We start from the raw sequence: 17943 nt of genomic DNA, 5'->3' as shown, positions 1-17943 counted from the left end.
TCTGGAGCGATGAGCTGATGAGTCGGTGAGCTGACGGGTGGCGGGGGAGCGTGTAGCCTCGTGCCCCTGTCGCGCAGCCTTCAACTCAACAAGCACAAAAGCCCGGGGCCATGCAGGCACCGGGCTTTTTTGCGTTTGACAGGGGCCGGCGCCGCGCCCGCGGGATCAGCGCTTGAAGCGGCCGTCGCTGCCGATGATGGCCAGGTCCGAAAAATCCAGGCCGCTGTGGTCGGTGGGACCGTAGCTCAGCTCCAGGCCGCCCAGGTCCCATTTCTTGATGCTTTCCAGGCCCGCATGCAGCTTGGCGCGATCGGGCTTGGGGCCCGCGCGCTTGAGGCCTTCGATGAGCACCTTGGCCGTCACGAAGCCTTCCACCATCGCCGGCGTGAGGTCGGGCAGGTGCTTGGCGCGCGCCAGTTCCATGGCCTCCTTGATGACCGGGAAGTTCACCGAACGCTCGGACGGAAACACCTGCGTGACCACCACACCGCGGGCCTGCTCGCCCAGCGCTTTCACAAAGCCGCCGGATGCGTTGTTGGACAGCGTGACGATCTGCCCCGAGACACCCGCGGCCCGCAGCGCCTTGATGCCGTCCACCACGGCCGCGCCAGTGCCGATAAAGATCACCGCCTGGGGCTGCAGGCCCGCCACGCGGGGTGCAATGGCGCTGTAGTCAGGCTTGGCACGGTCGAATTTTTCGATGAACAGCGCTTCGAGGTGGTTGGCCTTGAAGCCCGATTGCGCCCCGGCGAGACCGTCGGCGCCAAAGGTGTCGTCCACATGCACCACGCCGATGCGCTTGATGCCCAGGGTGTTGAGGTGCGTGATGGCTTTTTCCACCTCGCGCTGGTAAGGCGCGCGCACGTTGAAAACGTACTTTGGCACCGGTTGGTGCAGCACCATCGCTCCAGTCGAGGGGCCCACCAGCGGTACGCCGTGCTGCTCCAGCACCGGGAACAGGCCCTGGGTGTGGGGCGTGCCGCGCGACATGAACATACCGATCACGCCCTTTTGTTCAATGAGGGTGTGTGTGTTTTCCAGCGCGAGCTTGGGGTCGAACTTGTCGTCGAGCGACACGATTTCGACCTTCTGTCCGGCCACGCCGCCGCGGGCGTTCACATGGTCGATGTACAGCGCCGCGCCCTGCATGGATTCGGCCACCGTGGCCGCGGCCGATCCGGTGATGCCCACCGTCTGGCCAATGAGGATCTGCGCATGTACCGCACCGCCCACCATTGCCAGAACCGACGCCATGATCGCGCCCCTGCGAAGCCGTTGCGTGAATGCCATGCTTGTCTCCTGAATCTGCCTATTGTTGAATCCAATATAGATACAACTGGTGACAAGTAAAGCCGTAGAACCACGTAGGGGCTCGCCCGGCAAGCCGTCAGATCGCAAAGGAGGGGGCCGCGGGCGGCAACGCGGATAAAACGCTAGCGGCGGAACCGGCCGTCCGTACCGATGATGGACAGGTCGGCAAAGTCGAGCCCGGTATGGTCGTCCGGGCCGTACGACACCTCAAGGCCGCCCAGGTCGAACTTGCGCAAGCCCTCCAGCGCGGCGTGGACCTTGTCGCGCGTGGGCTTGGGGCCCGCCCGCTTGAGGCCTTCCACCAGCACCTTGGCAGCGGCAAAGCCTTCGAGCATGGCGGGACTGATCTCGGTCAGCCCCTTGGCCTTGGCCAGCTCCTGCGCTTCCTTGACCATGGGGTAGGTCACGGCGCGCTCATTGGGGTAGACCTGGGTCACGATCACGCCGCGCGCATTGGTGCCCAGGCTCTTGATGAAACCGCCCGAGGCATTGTTCGACAGCGTCACGATCTGCGCGGCCGAGCCCGCTGCGCGGAACGCGGCGTGGGCATCCACCACCGTCGAGCCCGAGGCGATGATCAGCACGGCCTGTGTGTCGGCCTTGGCGATTTTGGTTGCGGTGGCTGAAAAATCGGGCTTGGCGCGGTCGAATTTTTCCAGTGCCACGGGGGTGAGCTTGGCGGCAGCCAAACCTTTTTGGGCCCCCGTCACCCCGTCAGCGCCAAAGCTGTCGTCGGCATACACCACCGCAATGCGCGTGATGCCCATGGAGGCCAAGTGGGTCATGGCCTTTTCGGCCTCGCGCTGGTAGGTGGCGCGCACGTTGAAGATGTATTTGCGCACCGGCTGGTGCAGCACCATGGCGCCGGTAGAGGGCGCCACCAGGGCCACGCCGTGTTTTTCGAGCAGCGGGATGATGGATTCGGTGTGGGGCGTGCCGCGGGTCAGGAACATCGCCACGACATTGTTCTCTTCGATCAGCTTGCGCGCGTTCTCGGCAGCGATTTTGGGGTCGAACTTGTCGTCCAGCGAAGTCAGCTCGATCTTCTGGCCGTTGACCCCGCCCTTGGCGTTGACAGCGTCGATGAAGAGCTTGGCGCCGTCGGTGGTCTCTTTCACGCCGGCAGCTACCTGGCCCGAGAAACCCGCGGTCTGCCCGACCAGGATCTGCGCCTGGCTGGCCGTGCACAGCCCCAGCGCCAGGGCCGCAGCGGCCCCACATGTCTGCCATCGGTTCATGGCTGTCTCCTTGTTGTTTGTGTCGGTGCGTAAGAGTTCAGTCTAAGCGCATGCATTTGTAGCGTGCAAAGGGTTAATTCACACAGAAACATCCTTTGCAGGCGGGTCTTTGTGCTTTGTCAAACGCCAGCGCAGCGTGATCCGGGGGTAATCCCGCCGCGCGGGCAGGGCAGGCCATGCGTCCCTAGAATGTTTCGCCTTACACCCGAAAGACGCCTCCATGACCCAGGGACTGATCCGTATCCGCGGTGCACGCCAGCACAACCTCAAGAACCTGGACCTGGACATCCGCACCGGCGAGCTCACCGTGGTCACCGGCCCCAGCGGGTCGGGCAAATCCAGCCTGGTGTTTGACACTTTGTACGCCGAAGGCCAGCGCCGCTACGTGGAGACCTTCAGCGCCTACGCGCGCCAGTTTCTCGACCGCATGGACAAACCAGCGGTCGACAAGGTGGAGGGCGTGCCGCCCGCCATTGCCATCGACCAGACCAATCCCGTGCGCTCCAGCCGCTCCACCGTGGGCACGATGACGGAGCTGAACGACCACCTGAAGCTTTTGTTCGCGCGTGCGGGCCAGCTGTTCGACAAGCAGACCGCACAGCCGGTGCGCCACGACTCGCCCGAGACCATCTATGCCGAGCTGCAGCGGCGCAGCGCCGAGGCCGGCGACCCGCGCGTCGTGCTGACTTTTCCGGTCGAGCTGCCCGGCGGTACGTCGGCCGAGCAGGTCGAGCAATGGCTGTCTGCCAGCGGCTTCACCAAGGTGCAGGCCGAGCGCGAAGTCGCCACGCCCACCGGCCCGCGCAAGGTGCTCGATGTCGTGGCTGACCGCTTTCGCCTGAGCAATGCCGAGAAGGCGCGTGTGGTCGAGGCCATCGAGGTGGCATTGAAGCGCGGTACGGGGCGGTTGAATGTCTATGTGCTCTCTCCAGCCCAGGCCGTTCAGCCTGAGCCTGTCGAAGGCCGGGAAAGTGCATCGACCGGCTCAGCGCAGGCGGAACCTGCACCCGAACTCTGGCGCTTTTCCACCGGCCTGCACTGCCCCGATAGCGACCTGCGCTACAGCGACCCCATCCCGTCGATGTTCTCCTTCAACTCCGCCGTGGGTGCCTGCGAGAGTTGCCGGGGCTTTGGCCGCGTGATCGGCGTGGACTATGGCCTGGTCATCCCCAACGACAAGCTCACGCTGCGCGCTGGCGCGATCAAGACCATCCAGACCCCCGCGTGGAAAGAAGCGCAGGACGACCTCATGCGCCACGCCGAGGCGGCCGGCATCCCGCGTGACACGCCCTGGTACAAGCTGACCGACGACCAGAAGAAGTGGGTGATCGGTGGCACGCCCGGCTACAAGGATGGGCAGTGGAGCAAGCAGTGGTACGGCATCAAGCGCTTCTTCGAGTACCTGGAGAGCAAGGCCTACAAGATGCACATCCGCGTGCTGCTGTCCAAGTACCGCAGCTACACGCCGTGTCCCACCTGCGCCGGCGCGCGCCTCAAGACCGAAAGCCTGATCTGGCGCGTGGGCAGCAAGGACGATGCGGACGCCGCCATCGAGCCCGCGCGCCGTTTCATGCCTGAAGGCGTGCAGTGGTCGCGCGAACAGCTCGAAGCCCTGCCTGGCCTGTGCCTGCACGACCTGATGCTGCTGCCCATCGACCGCCTGCGCCGCTTCTTTGACCGGATGGAACTGCCCGTGGGCGACGCAGCGGCCGGCGGCGACGCGCAGGCCCTGAAGCTGCTGCACGAAGAGATCACCACGCGCCTTAAATACCTGTGCGACGTGGGCATTGGCTACCTCACGCTCGACCGGCAAAGCCGGACCCTGAGCGGAGGCGAGGTGCAGCGCATCAACCTCACCACGGCGCTCGGTACCTCACTGGTCAATACGCTGTTCGTGCTGGACGAGCCCAGCATCGGCCTGCACCCGCGCGACATGCACCGCATTACCGAGGCCATGCTGCGCCTGCGCGATGCAGGCAACACCCTGGTGGTGGTGGAGCACGACCCGGCCGTGATGCTGGCGGCCGACCGCATGATCGACATGGGCCCCGGCCCCGGCCGCCTGGGCGGGCAGATCGTGTTCGACGGCACCACGGCCGACCTGCGCAATGCCGACACGCTCACTGGCGCCTATCTGGGCGGTCGCAAGCATGTGGGCTTTGGCTTCAAGCGCATGGTGACCGAGGCTACGCCGCGCCTCATCCTCGAAGGCGCGCGCGAGCACAACCTGCAGAACGTGTCGGTCGAGTTCCCCCTGCAGCGCCTGGTCACCGTGACGGGCGTGAGCGGCTCGGGCAAGTCGAGCCTGATCCAGGACGTGCTGGCCCCGGCGCTGCTGCGCCACTTTGGCAAGGCCACCGACACCCCTGGCACGCACGACCGCATGCTGGGCGCCGACCACTTGTCGGACGTGGTGTTTGTGGACCAGTCGCCGATCGGCAAGACCGCGCGTTCCAACCCCGTGAGCTACGTCGGCGCGTGGGACAGCATCCGCGAGCTGTTTGCGGTGGCGCCGTTGTCGCGCCAGCGCAGCTACACCGCCAGCAAGTTCAGCTTCAACAGTGGCGACGGGCGCTGCCCGACGTGTGGCGGCTCGGGCTTTGAGCATGTGGAGATGCAGTTCCTGTCGGACGTGTACCTGCGCTGCCCGGACTGCGATGGCAAGCGCTACCGCCCCGAAATTCTGGAAATAACCATCGAGCGGGGGGGGCGCAACCTCAACGTGGCGGACGTGCTCGCCCTCACCGTTGCCGAGGCGGCCGACCTGTTTGCGGGCGACCGCGACGTGATCCGCGCGTTGCAGCCCATCGTGGACGTGGGGCTCGAATATGTGGCGCTGGGCCAGCCCGTGCCCACGCTGAGCGGCGGCGAGGCGCAGCGCCTCAAGCTCGCGGGTTTCCTGGCCGAGGCGGCACGCAGCGCGTCCAAGTCCCGCCAGTCCGTCGCACGCAAAGGCACGCTGTTTTTGTTTGACGAGCCCACCACCGGTCTGCACTTTGACGACATCGCCAAGCTCATGCGCGCGCTGCGCAAGCTCATCGATGCGGGGCATTCGCTCATCGTTATCGAGCACAACCTCGATGTGATCCGCGCGAGCGACTGGCTCATCGACCTGGGGCCCGAAGGCGGGTACGCCGGCGGCCTGGTCGTGGCCGAAGGTACGCCCGAAGACGTGCGCGCTCATGCCACCTCACACACCGGCCAGGCGCTGCGCGAGTACGAGCTCACGCTGGGCATCGGCGGCCACTCAGTGCACGAAAAAGCCGCTGCGCTACGAAAAAAGGAGCGCCTGGCCCTTATGGATCAAGCGCCAGCGGCCAAAAATGCCATACAAATCGTCAACGCGAAGGAACACAACCTCAAGAACCTGAGCGTGGACATCCCGCGCGGCAAGTTCAACGTGGTGACCGGCGTGAGCGGTTCGGGCAAGTCCACCCTGGCGTTCGACATCCTGTTCAACGAAGGCCAGCGCCGCTATCTCGAATCGCTCAACGCCTATGCGCGTTCCATCGTGCAGCCCGCGGGCCGGCCGGAGGTGGATGCGGTGTACGGCATTCCGCCCACCGTGGCCATCGAGCAGCGCCTGTCGCGCGGCGGCCGCAAGTCCACCGTGGGCACCACGACCGAGGTGTGGCACTTCCTGCGCCTGCTGTACGTCAAGCTTGGCACCCAGCACTGCATACGCGACGGCGCCGCAGTGCAGCCACAAACGCCCGAGAGCATCGCCGCCCAGCTGCTCACGCAGTTCCGCGGCCAGCACATCGGGCTGCTCGCGCCGCTGGTGATGAACCGCAAGGGCGTTTACACCGAGCTGGCCGACTGGGCGCGCCCGCGGGGCTACACGCACCTGCGCGTGGATGGCAACTTCCTGCCCACCACCGGTTTCCCGCGCATCGACCGCTTCAAGGAGCACACGATCGAGCTGCCGGTGGCCAGCCTCGATGTCTCCCCTGAGAACGAAGCCGCACTGCGCGCCGCGCTGGCCGACGCGCTCACGCACGGCAAGGGCGTGGTGCATGTGCTGAGCAGCATCACCGACCTGCGCGCTGCGATGGAAGACGGCCGGCCCACGGCGGGCATCGGCCAGCTGCAGGCGTTCTCCACCAAGCGCGCCTGCCCGGTGTGCGCCATGAGCTACGCCGAGCTGGACCCGCGTCTCTTTAGCTATAACAGCAAACACGGCTGGTGCCCCGACTGCGTGGGCACGGGCGTCAAGCTCACGCGCGACCAGCGCAAGGTGTTTGACGACTCGGTGCAGGACGACAAGGAAAAAGGCCGCGAGCAGACCTTTGCCGAGCCCGAGATCGAAGACCTGGTGGACACCGCGTGCCCGACATGCAGTGGCTCGCGGCTCAACGCCACGGCGCGCGCGGTCAGGTTCGCGGGTGTGGGCATCACCGACATTGCGGCGCTCTCGGTCACGGACGTGCGCCGCTGGGTCGAATCGCTGCGCATTGAAGGCGGTATGACACAGCGCGAGACCGACATCGCCCGCGACCTGGTGCCCGAAATCCAGAGCCGCCTCGAATTCCTTGAGGAAGTGGGGCTCTCGTACCTCACGCTCGACCGCGGTGCCCCCACGCTCAGCGGCGGCGAGGCGCAGCGCATTCGCTTGGCAGCGCAGCTGGGCAGCAACCTGCAGGGCGTGTGCTACGTGCTCGACGAGCCCACCATCGGCCTGCATGCACGCGACAACCAGATTCTGTTGAACGCCCTGCACAAGCTCGGAGACAAGGGCAATACCCTGGTGGTGGTGGAGCACGACGAGGACACCATCCGCCGCGCCGACCACATCATCGACATCGGCCCCAGCGCCGGCAAACGCGGCGGGCGCCTGGTGGCGCAGGGCAGCGTGGACGACATCACCGGCGCGGCCGAGTCGCAGACGGGCCGCTACCTGCTGCACGCGATGAAGCACCCGCTGCAGCTGCGCCGCAGCATGTTGCCTGGGGAGCTGAGTGCTGCCGACGCCGCACTGGGCGACCTGGTGGACGCGCCCAAGGGCCGGCAGAGCGCTGCCGTGAAGAAACGCGCAGCGCAGGCCGCATCGCTGGCCGCCAGCGCGCTGGAGGATGCCAAGGCGCGTGCCGCTATCCGCTGGCTCACGGTGCATGGCGCGCAGTTGCACAACCTGCAGAACGTCACGGCCACGGTGCCGCTGCACCGCCTGGTGGCGGTGACCGGCGTGAGTGGCTCGGGCAAGTCCACACTGGCCCGCGACGTGCTGCTGGCCAATGTGCAGGCGTGGGTGCAGCAACGCAGTACCAAGGCGGGCCGTGACGCAATGGATGCAGGCAATGCACCGCCGCTGGTGGGCTGCACGGGTCTGTCGGGCTTCGAGAGCATCGACCGCGTGCTGGAGGTGGACCAGACGCCGATTGGCAAAACACCGCGTTCCTGCCCTGCGACTTACATCGGTTTTTGGGACACGATCCGCAAGCTGTTTGCCGAAACGCTGGAGGCCAAGGCCCGGGGCTACGCGGCCGGGCGCTTTTCCTTCAACACCGGTGAAGGCCGCTGCCCCAGCTGCGAAGGCGCAGGCGTGCGCACCATCGAGATGAGCTTTTTGCCCGACGTGAAGGTGCCCTGCGAGACCTGCCACGGCGCGCGCTTCAGCCCCGAGACGCTGGCCGTGACCTGGCGTGGCAAGAGCATCGGCGACGTGCTGCAGATGGAGGTGGACGAGGCCGTGGACTTCTTCGCCAGCATGCCCAGCATTGCGCACCCGCTGCAGCTGTTGAAGGACGTGGGGCTGGGCTATCTCACGCTGGGACAACCATCCCCGACGCTCAGCGGTGGCGAGGCACAGCGCATCAAGCTCGTGACCGAACTGACCAAAGTGCGCGACGAAGTGGGCCGCCGTGGCCAGAAGGCGCCGCACACGTTGTACGTGCTGGACGAGCCCACCGTGGGCTTGCACATGGCCGACGTGGACAAGCTCATCCGTGTGCTGCATCGGCTGGTCGATGGGGGCCACAGCGTGATCGTGATCGAGCATGACCTTGACGTGATCGCCGAGGCCGACTGGATCATCGACCTGGGGCCTGAAGGCGGCAACGCGGGCGGTCGCATTGTGGCGGCCACCGTGCCCGAAGAGGTGGTGCGGCTGGGCACACACACCGGCAAGGCGCTGGCGGCGGTGCTGGCGCGGTGATGGGAAGGCCGACCGTGGCGCACGCTGCTGTCGGCCCATGTCCTACGTGCACCGCGGAACATGGCGCACGTGTTGCGTGGTGGGGGTTTCCTAGGATGCAGTGCAGGGGTTGGCGCCACGTGGCGCAGCGGCCCCGCAAAGCTCTACCAACTCCTACGGACACCCATCACCATGAACTCCATGCTCAAAACCTGTGTTGCCCTCGCGGCTACTTCCGTGTTGCTCGTCGCTTGCGGCGGTGGCGGCAACGATGACGACCCGACGCCGAGCAATGAGCCCGGCGTGCTGACCGTCACCAGCGCCACGGTCGCCGGTCTGAATGGCGTGTACGGCAACGGCACGATCAACATTTCTGACGTGGACAAGGAAAACCCCGTGGGTTCCGTTCCAGAACTGTGCGCGTTCAACTTTGACGGTATCGGCAAGGTCGGATCGGCCGCCCTGGCCTTTGGCGACCTGCGCTACCGTCCGGACGCTACCGGCCTGCACCAAGCTTTCATTACCTTCGACAGCAAGGAATACGCGAGCGGCGAACCGACCGACACCGCCGTGGTCCGCGAAAGCAACCAGATCCGCTTCAGCAACAAGGTGCTGACCGCCACCGACGGCTCGAACGCCACCCTGCGCGTGACCGGTGTCATCCCGATGCGCCCGAACCGTCCTTTGGGCTGCTGATCGCGCCCTGTTTCCCGATTGCTTGTCTCCCTCCCCCGATCTTCATCGATCGGATTGGCCCCGCATTGCCTGGCAACGCGGGGCCTTTTTTTTGCCTGCACCATCCCTCGTTGAGGCCCTGCGCAGCAGTTCCTTAAGCGCATTGGTGCGTGGACTGCCCGCTGGTATTTCCCGCATATCCACATGCGGAATGCTGCGTTCGCAAAGCGGTGAGCGCGCCGTAGTCTGGCGCCCATGTCCAGCTTCACGCCCTCGCCAGCGGCCGCAGGCCCCCCGTCCCAGTGCCTGCTCACGCTGCCCGATGCGCCTGTCGGGGCCGCGCCAACGATCCGCGCCAAGGCGCTGCTGTTTCGCGACCCGCGCTCAGCCCAACTGCTGGACCACGTAGACCGCATTGCGCGCAGCGATGCTTCGGTGTTGGTGGTCGGGGAAACCGGCACGGGCAAGGAGTTGATCGCGCGCCACATCCACCAGCAGAGCGGCCGCAGCGGCCCGTTTGTGGCGGTCAATTGCGGGGCCTTCAGCGAGTCGCTGATCGATGCCGAGCTGTTTGGCCACGAAGCCGGGGCCTTCACCGGGGCTGCGCAGGCACGCGCCGGATGGTTTGAGGCCGCGCAGGGCGGCACGCTGTTTCTGGATGAGATCGGCGACCTGCCGCAGTCGCTGCAGGTGAAGCTGTTGCGTGTGCTGCAGGAGCGCCAGGTGGTGCGCCTGGGTTCGCGCAAGCCCGTGGCACTGGACGTGCGCCTGGTGGCCGCTACCAACATCGACCTGGCGCGCGCCGTCCAGGCGCAACACTTCCGCGCGGACCTGTACTACCGGCTCAATGTGGCCCCTGTGGCGCTTCCGCCGTTGCGCGAACGCCCCGGTGACATCCTGCCGCTGGCCCAGCATTTCATGGCCCTGTATGCGCAGCGCCTGGGGCAGCCACCCGCGCAGCTGTCGGCGGCCGCACAGCAGGCACTGCTGTCGTACGCCTGGCCCGGCAACATCCGCGAACTGGAAAACGTCGTGCACTTCGCGCTGATCGTGGCGCATCGGGGCGTGATCGAGCCCGGTGACCTGCGGCTGGTGCCCGCGCTTTTGCCCACGCCTGTTCAGGCGATTGTTCACGCCGCAGGGCGGCTGCCACAACCATCGTCCGCCACCGAATCGCTGCAGGCCGCGTTGCAGAGCCTGGTGGAGCAGGGCGCCCCCCGGCTGTTCGAGTCGGTGGAGGCGGCGCTCGTGCGCTGTGTGTTCGAACAAGCCGACGCCAACCAGGTGCAGGCGGCGCGGCTGCTGGGGGTGACGCGCAACACCTTGCGCACCCTACTCAAGCGCCACGGCCTGTTGGCCGAACCTGCGCTTGCGAGCAGCCCTCGGCCCCTTCCGGTCCCCTCTTCAACGCCCGGCCACTTGCGCTACGCGCAGTGAGCCGCAACGCGCCGAAGCGCGCCGCGGCCGCTCATCCATTCGCCATCACAACAACCCAGGGAGTTATCATGCATCCATCTGAATCACAACCCGCAGCGCCGACCCTCGGCGCCCCGCACAGCTCGCCCCGGCGCCAGTTTCTGGGCCAGGCGGGTGCTGGCCTGGCCGGCCTGGGGGGCTTGGCCGGCGGCGCCGCGGTGGCGCCTGCTTTGCTGGCGGGCAGCGCCGCCGCACAGGCGCAATCGGCAGGTGCCGGGGGCGCAGCCGCTGCGGGCTACGACGCTCAGTTTGTACGCCGCACCGAGCAGGTCCGCATCGACCTCGCGCGCGCCAGCGCGGCCGTGCCGATTCCCCCGCACCCTGTCAACGGCGACGATGCGCTGTATGCCAACAAGATCGGATCGGACACCCGGGGCCTGCCCCACAATGCCCGCGGCGAGGTGGACCTGCCCGCCTGGAACCTGGCCACGGCCGCGTTCGCATCGCGCGACCCGGCCGATTTTGAGAAGATCGTGCTCGGCGGCACACGCAAGCTGGTCAACCCCATCGGCACCCTGGCGGTGAGCCTGGACGGCCTCAATGCCGCCCAGTTTTCGCTGCCGCCTGCGCCCACGCTGGCGGGCACGCAGCGTGCGGGCGAGGCCGCCGAGATCTACTGGGTGGCGCTGCTGCGCGACGTGCCCTTCAGCGAGTTCCAGGACGGCACGCGGCACGCCGATGTGATTGCCGCAGCCGATGAACTCAGCCGTGCGCCGGACTTTCACGGCCCCAAAGTCAACGGCAAGGTGACGCCGCAGACGCTGTTCCGTGGCGCGGCGTGGTATGTGGACAGCAACGACCGCACGGGGCGCACTGGCCGTTGGGCCACCCCGCCCGGCGTGACCGACGGGCCCTACATTTCGCAGTTTTTGTACCGCGATGTGCCCCTGGGCCCGCAAACCTTGTCGGCCCGCATCCGCACCTACACACCGGCCAACGAGTTCCTCACGGGCTACGACGAGTGGCTCAACGTGCAGAACGGCAAGGCCCCCGCTGGGCGCATTGCGTTCGACCCCACGCTGCGCTACATCGCCACCACGCGCGACCTGGCGGCCTACGCGCATGCGGCGGTGGCGTTCAGCTTTGCGGCCAATCAGTTGCTGGGGACACCGCTGTCGGCGGCGCAGCCGGGCTACGGCGGGCTGTTTGCGGGCGACAAAAGCCTGGCGCCGAGCAATCCGTACCTCAAGCTCAAGACCAGCGGCGGTGCCTCGGGCACCTTTGGCTCGGCCTACTTCCAGTCGGTGCTGTCGCTGGCCACATCGCTGGCCATCCGCGTCAACTACTACCAGAAGTGGTACGAGCAGCGCATCCTGCGCCCCGAGGCGTTTGGCGGGCTGGTGCACCACCGCCTGGCCAACCGGGTCAATGAGTACCCGATCCATGAGTCCTTTCTGGGCTCGCAGGCGCTGGAGCGCAGCCGCGCGAAGAACGGCACCTACCTGCTGCCGCAGGTGTACCCGGAGGGCGCGCCCATTCATTCGTCCTACCCCGGCGGCGCGGCCATCATCGCGGCCGTCACCGCCACGCTGCTCAAGGCCTTCTACGACGAATCCCTGGTCATCGCCAACCCGGTGCAGCCCGATCCGAGCGACCCCACGCGGCTCATCCCGTACCAAGGCCCGGCGCTCACCGTGGGGGGCGAGCTCAACAAGCTGGCGCTGAATTACGGCTCGGGCCGCACGGCTGCCGGCATCCACTGGCGCTCCGATGCCGCTGCCGCCTATGCGCAGGGCGAGGCCCTGGTCATCAGTCTGCTGCGCGAACAAAAGCAGACCTTCCGCGAGCCGTTCGAGGGCTTCTCGTTCACACGCTTCGACGGCACCCGCATCACGATCTGATGCGCCCGCCGCTGCCGTAGTCCGTGTGGCGGGCACGGCAGCGGCGGTCTGCCGTCGTGCGCAGTCCGTTCTTGTTTCACCCCCTTGGAGTTTTTCATGACTGAAACCTTCGACACCCGCCGCGCCGAGCGCCTGGCGCACCCCACCCACGAAGCCGATGTGCTGGTGATCGGCGGCGGCCCGGCCGGCACCTGGGCCGCCATTGCCGCTGCAGCCCGCGGGGCGCGTGTGATCCTGGTGGACAAGGGCTTTTGCGGCACCTCGGGTGCCACCGCACCCTCGGGCACCGGCACGTGGTGGGTGCCGCCCGACCTGCAGGCCCGCACCGCTGCCAAGGCGCAGCGCGAGGCACCGGGCGGCTTTCTGGCCAGCCACGAGTGGATGGACCGCGTGCTGGACCAGACCTGGCACAACCTGCAGCAGCTGGCCGACTGGGGCTACCCCTTCCCGGTGGACGATGCGGGCAACGAGCGGCGCAATTCGCTGCAGGGCCCCGAATACATGCGCCTGATGCGCAAGCGGGTGAAGGCGGCGGGGGTGCGCATCCTCGATCACCACCCCGCGCTCGAACTGCTGGTAGATGCCCACGGCCGGGTGCGCGGTGCCACCGGCGTGGCCGAGCCGGGCGACACGCCTTGGGCGGTGCACGCAGGGGCTGTGGTGCTGGCCAGCGGTGGCTGTGCCTTCCTCAGCAAGGCGCTGGGCACGGACGTGCTCACCGGCGACGGCCACCTGATGGCGGCCGAGGCGGGCGCTGTGTTCTCGGGCATGGAGTTCTCGAGCGCCTACGGCCTCGGGCCCACGTTTTCCAGCGTGACCAAATCGCTGTTCTACAACTGGGCGACTTTTCGCGAGCCGGGCGGTGCCGTGATCGAAGGCGCGGGCTCTTCGCAAGGCCGCAGCATCATTGCGCGGCGCCTCATCAGCGAGCCGGTGTATGCCGTGCTCGACAAGGCCGATGGTGCGGTGCGCTCCTGGATGCGGCAGGCCCAGCCCAATTTCTTCTTGCCTTTTGATCGGCTGGGTCAGGACCCTTTCACCCAGCCGTTTCCCATCACCCTGCGGCTCGAAGGCACCGTGCGTGGCACCGGCGGCCTGCAGTTGCAGGGGCTCGACTGCGCAACGCGCGTGCCGGGGCTGTACGCCTCGGGCGACGTGGCCTCGCGCGAGCCCATTTGCGGGGGCTTCACTGGCGGCGGCAGCCACAACGCGGCCTGGGCCTTGTCCACCGGGTTCTGGTCCGGGGCCGGGGCGGCCGACCACGCACTGGCGCATCGCAGCAGGCCTGCCGCCGCGCCGGTTTGGCGTGCGGGGCAGGTGGGGTTGGCGGCGGCGCGCTCGCACGTCAGCACCGCGACCGCGACGCAGCGCATTGACCCGCAAGCCCTGGTGGCGGCCGTGCAGGCCGAAGTCTTCCCGCTGAAGCGCAACTGGTTTCGCAGCCGCGATGGGCTGGAGCCGTCGCTGCAGCGCCTGGACGCGCTATGGGCGCAGGCCGAGCGCAGTGCCCCGGCCTTGCCGGAAGCACAGCGCCGCACGCGCCAGGCCGTGGCCCTCCTGGCCCACGCGCGCTGGATGTACCGCAGCGCGTTGGCACGCACCGAGACGCGGGGCATGCACCGCCGCACCGACTTTGCGCAGTTGGACCCAGCCCAGCAGCACCATGTGGTGGTGGGCGGGCTGCCGCAGGTGTGGGTGGCTCGCCAGCCGGCTGGCCGTGGCACCTCCACCGAGCGTGAGGTGGCCGCAGCATGATCGAACTGATTGACGCTGCCCGCTGCACGGGCTGCAACATCTGCGTGGCGGTGTGCCCCACGCGCGTGTTTGATGCAGCCCCTGTGGCCCCTGCGGCCCCTGCCGCGTCGGGCACGGACGCTGTGGGCCTGCCGGCCATTGCGCGGCAGGCGGACTGCCAGACCTGCTTCATGTGTGAGTTGTATTGCCCGGTGGACGCGCTGTACGTGGCGCCGCAGACCGTGCCCCTGGCAACGCTTGCCGCGGCCCAGGCCGATGGGAGTCCTGCGCAGCCGACGGCCCCGCTGTGGGGCAGCTACCGCCGCGCCGTAGGCTGGGATGTGCGCGACGGCAGCACCGCACGGCTGGACCAGAGCTACCACTTGCTGGGCGCCGCGCTGCGCTGAACTCAAGCGCACAAGTGCGCAGCGCCCGCACCCCTGTCTCTGCACCCCAACCAAAAAGGCCACCGCGTTTGCACGCAGTGGCCTTTTTGCTGGGGTGACGCCGACGAATGTCGGGCCACTACCGCTTCAGCGCGCCATACCCTGCCAGGCAGTGAAATGCCGCTCCAGCTTTTGCAGAGCGAAGTTCAGGCTCACACCAATGGCCGTGATCGCGATGATGCCGAAGTACATGTCGCCGATGAGGAAGCTGTACTGCGCATAGATGATCAGGTAGCCCAGCCCGGCCTTCGCGCCCACCATTTCTGCCGCGATCAGCACCAGCATGGCCGAAGCAGCAGCCAGGCGGATGCCGACGAAGATCGTGGGCACCGAGGCGGGCAGGATCACCTTGACGAACAGCTGGCGCGGCGTGGCGCCCATGGTGCGTGCGGACTTGATGAGCAGCGGGTCCACCTGGCGCACAGCGGCGATGGTGTTGAGCAGCAGCGGCCAGGCGCAGGCGTAAACCACGATGGACAGCTTGGACACCTCGCCAATGCCCAGCAACAGCAAGAACACCGGCAGCAGCGCCAGCGGCGCGGTGTTGCGCAGCAGCTCGATCAGCGGGTTGACCGCCTGGCCCAGGCGCTGGTACCAGCCAATGGCCAGGCCGAGCGGAATGGCAATCGCGACGGCAATCGACAGGCCCCCGAGCGAGCGCGCGAGGCTGATGGAGGTGTGTTCCCACAGCTGGCCGTTTTGCGCCAGCACCCAGCCTGCGGCCAGCACTTCGGTCAGTGGAGGCAAAAATGTGGGGTCGGTCAGGCCCAGCCGGGGCGCCAGCTCCCACAGCGCAGCGAGTGCCAGCACTAGGCCCGATCGCCAGGCGCCGTTGAACACGCGGCGCGCCAGGCGCAGCCAGAGCGTGGGCAGCTGGGGCGCTGTCGGCAGAGTGGAAGATGAAGCGGGGAGCTGCGCTCCTTGCACGGGCAGGGCGATGTCAGACATGGTGAGACTCCTTGATGACGGGTTGGGCAGCGATGCGGCTGCGGCGTTCGTGGCGCGCGGACGCGACCTCGTCGTGCAGCAGGCCCCAGATGCGGTGGCGCAGCTCGCCGAACAGCGGCAGCGAGCGGATGTCGTCGGTGTCGGCGCGCAGCGACTCGGGGATGTCCACGATTTCCTTGATGCGGCCGGGGCGGGTGGTCATGACCGCCACGCGCTGGCCCAGCACCACGGCCTCATCAATGCCGTGGGTGATGAACACGATGGTCTTGCCGGTGCGCTGCCAGATGTCCACCAGCTCTTCCTGCAGCGTCTCGCGGGTCTGCGCGTCCAGCGCGGCAAAGGGCTCGTCCATCAGCAGCACCTGGGGCTCATACGCCAGGCTGCGGGCAATCGCCACACGCTGCTTCATGCCGCCCGACAGCTCGTGCGGGTAGCGCTGTGCAAAGTCGGAGAGGCCCACGAGCTGCAGGTAGTGCGCGGCCTTCTCGCGGCGCTCGCGCTTGCCCAGGCCCGCGACTTCGAGGCCGAAGGCCACGTTGTCCAGCGCGGTGAGCCACGGAAACAGCGCGTACTGCTGAAACACCACGCCCCGGTCCCGCGCAGGGCCGGTGATAGCCTTGCCGTCGATGAGCACCTGGCCACTGGTGGGCGGCGTGAGGCCCGCGAGCAGGTCCAGCAATGTGGACTTGCCGCAGCCGCTCGGGCCGACCAGCACCAGGAACTCGCCGGGGCGGATGTCGAGCGTCACGTCCTGCACGGCCACGAAGCGCTTGGACGGGCCGCCATCGTCGGCGCGCACGGTGAACTCCTTGGTCACGTGCTCGAAGCGGATCTTGGCCGGGGCCGTGGCGGTGGAATATGGATGGAGGATGTTGCTCATTTGCTGGCCGCCAGTTTGTCCACGCCGCCGTTGGCATAGGGGTTGAACGCGTTGGTGTACAGGTCGGCCGCCTTGAGCTGGCCGGGCTTGATCACCTCGTCTTTCACCAGCCAGTCGATCCAGATCTGCAGCTCCTTGTCGGTGATGAGGCCCCCCTTGCCAGCCACGCCGGTGCTCTTCCAGTACTGGATGGAATCCGCGTTCTCCGCGCGCTTGCGGCCGTCGATGATCTTGGTGAAGCGCGCCTGCACTTCAGCCGGCGGTGCGTTGCGCGCCCACTCGATGGAGCGCGCCAGCGCCGACACCAGGTGGCGGCTGGTGTTGGGGTTCTGGTCGATGAACTTGGTGTGCAGCACCAGTGCGCCGCCAGTGAAGTTGCCAAACAGGTCCCGGTCCTTGAACAGCGGGCGGATGCCGCCGCGCTCGAGCGCCTTGTCGCGCAGCACGCCGCCCAGCGTGGAGACCTCGACATGCCCCTGGCGCAGCGCCTGCTCGCCCGTCACCGGGGGCGTGGCGACGAGCGTGACCTGCTTGGCCTCGGCGGTGGTGATCTTGCCGCGCTCCAGGTATTCGCGCAGCATGAACTCGTGGTGCGCGCCCAGTGTGTTCACGGCGACCTTCTTGCCGATGAGGTCGCGCGGGCCCTTGATGGGGCTGTCGTCCCTGACGTAGTAGCCGTTGTAGGTGTTGTCGTCCGAACCGTAGTAGCCCAGCACGGCCTTGATGGGCGCCTTCTTGGCCGCCAGTTTGGCGATGGCGCCGTAGAACGCGCCACCCACGTCCACATCGCCGGTCACCACGGCCTGGATGTCCTGCGGGCCGCTGATGGTGTTGCCGACCCATTTGGTCTTGAGCGGGGCGAGGTAGCCCAGGTCCTCGGCCAGTTCGATCCAGACCACCTGGCCCGCCCAGCCCTGGTAGCGGATTTCGGATTTCTCCAGCTTTTGCGCGGCGGCAGGGGCCGCCAGGCCCAGCGCCAGGGCCGATACCAGCAGGAAGCGTTTCGACAGATCAAGCATCAGGGGTTCCTTCTTTCCAGTGGGTTCAGTGGGTGGTGGTGTGTCCGTTCACAAAGACCGGGCGTTGCCGCCGCCGCGGTCGATGACCCGGCCACTTTCGCAACCCGCGTGCCATGGCGTCGAGGCTGCTTATGCGGAAATCGCACATGGGCCGGGCGCTGGGCGCGAGCCTGTGAGGCGAGGGCGTACCTCCACCCGCAAAGGCCGGGGTGGCCGCACATCAATGCATGCGTGCGGCGTTG

General features: G+C 67.3%; 11 protein-coding genes. 6 read left to right on the top strand and 5 right to left on the bottom strand.

Annotated elements, in window-relative coordinates:
• Positions 1-165: 165 nt before the first annotated feature.
• Positions 166-1254 (bottom strand): ABC transporter substrate-binding protein, encoded by a 1089-nt coding sequence (locus tag ACSQ3Q_RS21155; RefSeq protein ID WP_436137047.1) that lies wholly within the window; start codon positions 1252-1254, stop codon positions 166-168.
• Positions 1255-1433: 179 nt separating this feature from the next.
• Positions 1434-2549, bottom strand: a complete 1116-nt coding sequence (locus ACSQ3Q_RS21150) for an ABC transporter substrate-binding protein (protein WP_436136291.1) — start codon at positions 2547-2549, stop codon at positions 1434-1436.
• 220 nt (positions 2550-2769) lie between these two features.
• Here ACSQ3Q_RS21150 and uvrA point away from each other — a divergent pair, with 220 nt between their 5' ends.
• The 6 genes from uvrA to ACSQ3Q_RS21120 all read left to right on the top strand — a co-directional run bounded on the left by uvrA (position 2770) and on the right by ACSQ3Q_RS21120 (position 14815).
• Positions 2770-8703 carry an excinuclease ABC subunit UvrA gene (gene uvrA, locus ACSQ3Q_RS21145; protein WP_436136290.1) on the top strand — a complete coding sequence of 1978 codons (5934 nt, stop codon included), beginning with the start codon at positions 2770-2772 and terminating at the stop codon, positions 8701-8703.
• Between the two features lie 171 nt (positions 8704-8874).
• The gene (locus ACSQ3Q_RS21140; RefSeq protein WP_436136289.1) at positions 8875-9378 is read left to right on the top strand and encodes a hypothetical protein; all 504 of its coding nucleotides are present in this window, start codon (positions 8875-8877) and stop codon (positions 9376-9378) included.
• Positions 9379-9612: 234 nt separating this feature from the next.
• Positions 9613-10794 (top strand): sigma-54 interaction domain-containing protein, encoded by a 1182-nt coding sequence (locus ACSQ3Q_RS21135; RefSeq protein ID WP_436136288.1) that lies wholly within the window; start codon positions 9613-9615, stop codon positions 10792-10794.
• Between the two features lie 68 nt (positions 10795-10862).
• Positions 10863-12674: a twin-arginine translocation pathway signal protein gene (locus ACSQ3Q_RS21130; protein WP_436136287.1), complete on the top strand. Its 1812-nt coding sequence runs from the start codon at positions 10863-10865 to the stop codon at positions 12672-12674.
• Positions 12675-12770: 96 nt separating this feature from the next.
• On the top strand, positions 12771-14429 hold the full coding sequence (locus ACSQ3Q_RS21125; protein WP_436136286.1) for an FAD-dependent oxidoreductase: 1659 nt from the start codon (positions 12771-12773) through the stop codon (positions 14427-14429).
• Positions 14426-14815 (top strand): 4Fe-4S binding protein, encoded by a 390-nt coding sequence (locus tag ACSQ3Q_RS21120; RefSeq protein WP_436136285.1) that lies wholly within the window; start codon positions 14426-14428, stop codon positions 14813-14815. Before ACSQ3Q_RS21125 ends, ACSQ3Q_RS21120 begins: the two co-directional genes overlap by 4 nt.
• 126 nt (positions 14816-14941) lie before the next feature.
• Here ACSQ3Q_RS21120 and ACSQ3Q_RS21115 read toward each other — a convergent pair whose 3' ends face one another.
• Genes ACSQ3Q_RS21115 through ACSQ3Q_RS21105 form a run of 3 tightly spaced genes read right to left on the bottom strand, consistent with a single transcriptional unit; the run spans position 14942 to position 17701 of the window.
• The gene (locus ACSQ3Q_RS21115) at positions 14942-15802 is read right to left on the bottom strand and encodes an ABC transporter permease (protein ID WP_436136284.1); all 861 of its coding nucleotides are present in this window, start codon (positions 15800-15802) and stop codon (positions 14942-14944) included.
• Positions 15795-16682, bottom strand: coding sequence for an ABC transporter ATP-binding protein (locus ACSQ3Q_RS21110; RefSeq protein WP_436136283.1), 888 nt, complete (start codon positions 16680-16682; stop codon positions 15795-15797). The genes ACSQ3Q_RS21115 and ACSQ3Q_RS21110 overlap by 8 nt, the downstream gene beginning before the upstream one ends.
• Positions 16679-17701 (bottom strand): ABC transporter substrate-binding protein, encoded by a 1023-nt coding sequence (locus ACSQ3Q_RS21105; RefSeq protein WP_436136282.1) that lies wholly within the window; start codon positions 17699-17701, stop codon positions 16679-16681. The genes ACSQ3Q_RS21110 and ACSQ3Q_RS21105 overlap by 4 nt, the downstream gene beginning before the upstream one ends.
• Positions 17702-17943: the final 242 nt, after the last annotated feature.

The sequence above is a fragment of the Acidovorax sp. LjRoot129 genome, assembly GCF_964253765.1.
Classification (GTDB): Bacteria; Pseudomonadota; Gammaproteobacteria; order Burkholderiales; family Burkholderiaceae_C; genus Acidovorax.
This window is presented reverse-complemented; position numbering and strand designations above follow the sequence as displayed.

Bases quoted from the DNA above. Each gene is read 5' to 3' on its own strand.
- uvrA (WP_436136290.1), top strand. From the start codon at position 2,770: ATGACCCAGGGACTGATCCGTATCCGCGGTGCACGCCAGCACAACCTC.
- ACSQ3Q_RS21125 (WP_436136286.1), top strand. From the start codon at position 12,771: ATGACTGAAACCTTCGACACCCGCCGCGCCGAGCGCCTGGCGCACCCC.
- ACSQ3Q_RS21135 (WP_436136288.1), top strand. From the start codon at position 9,613: ATGTCCAGCTTCACGCCCTCGCCAGCGGCCGCAGGCCCCCCGTCCCAG.
- ACSQ3Q_RS21105 (WP_436136282.1), bottom strand. From the start codon at position 17,701: ATGCTTGATCTGTCGAAACGCTTCCTGCTGGTATCGGCCCTGGCGCTG.
- ACSQ3Q_RS21150 (WP_436136291.1), bottom strand. From the start codon at position 2,549: ATGAACCGATGGCAGACATGTGGGGCCGCTGCGGCCCTGGCGCTGGGG.
- ACSQ3Q_RS21110 (WP_436136283.1), bottom strand. From the start codon at position 16,682: ATGAGCAACATCCTCCATCCATATTCCACCGCCACGGCCCCGGCCAAG.
- ACSQ3Q_RS21115 (WP_436136284.1), bottom strand. From the start codon at position 15,802: ATGTCTGACATCGCCCTGCCCGTGCAAGGAGCGCAGCTCCCCGCTTCA.
- ACSQ3Q_RS21130 (WP_436136287.1), top strand. From the start codon at position 10,863: ATGCATCCATCTGAATCACAACCCGCAGCGCCGACCCTCGGCGCCCCG.
- ACSQ3Q_RS21140 (WP_436136289.1), top strand. From the start codon at position 8,875: ATGAACTCCATGCTCAAAACCTGTGTTGCCCTCGCGGCTACTTCCGTG.
- ACSQ3Q_RS21120 (WP_436136285.1), top strand. From the start codon at position 14,426: ATGATCGAACTGATTGACGCTGCCCGCTGCACGGGCTGCAACATCTGC.
- ACSQ3Q_RS21155 (WP_436137047.1), bottom strand. From the start codon at position 1,254: ATGGCGTCGGTTCTGGCAATGGTGGGCGGTGCGGTACATGCGCAGATC.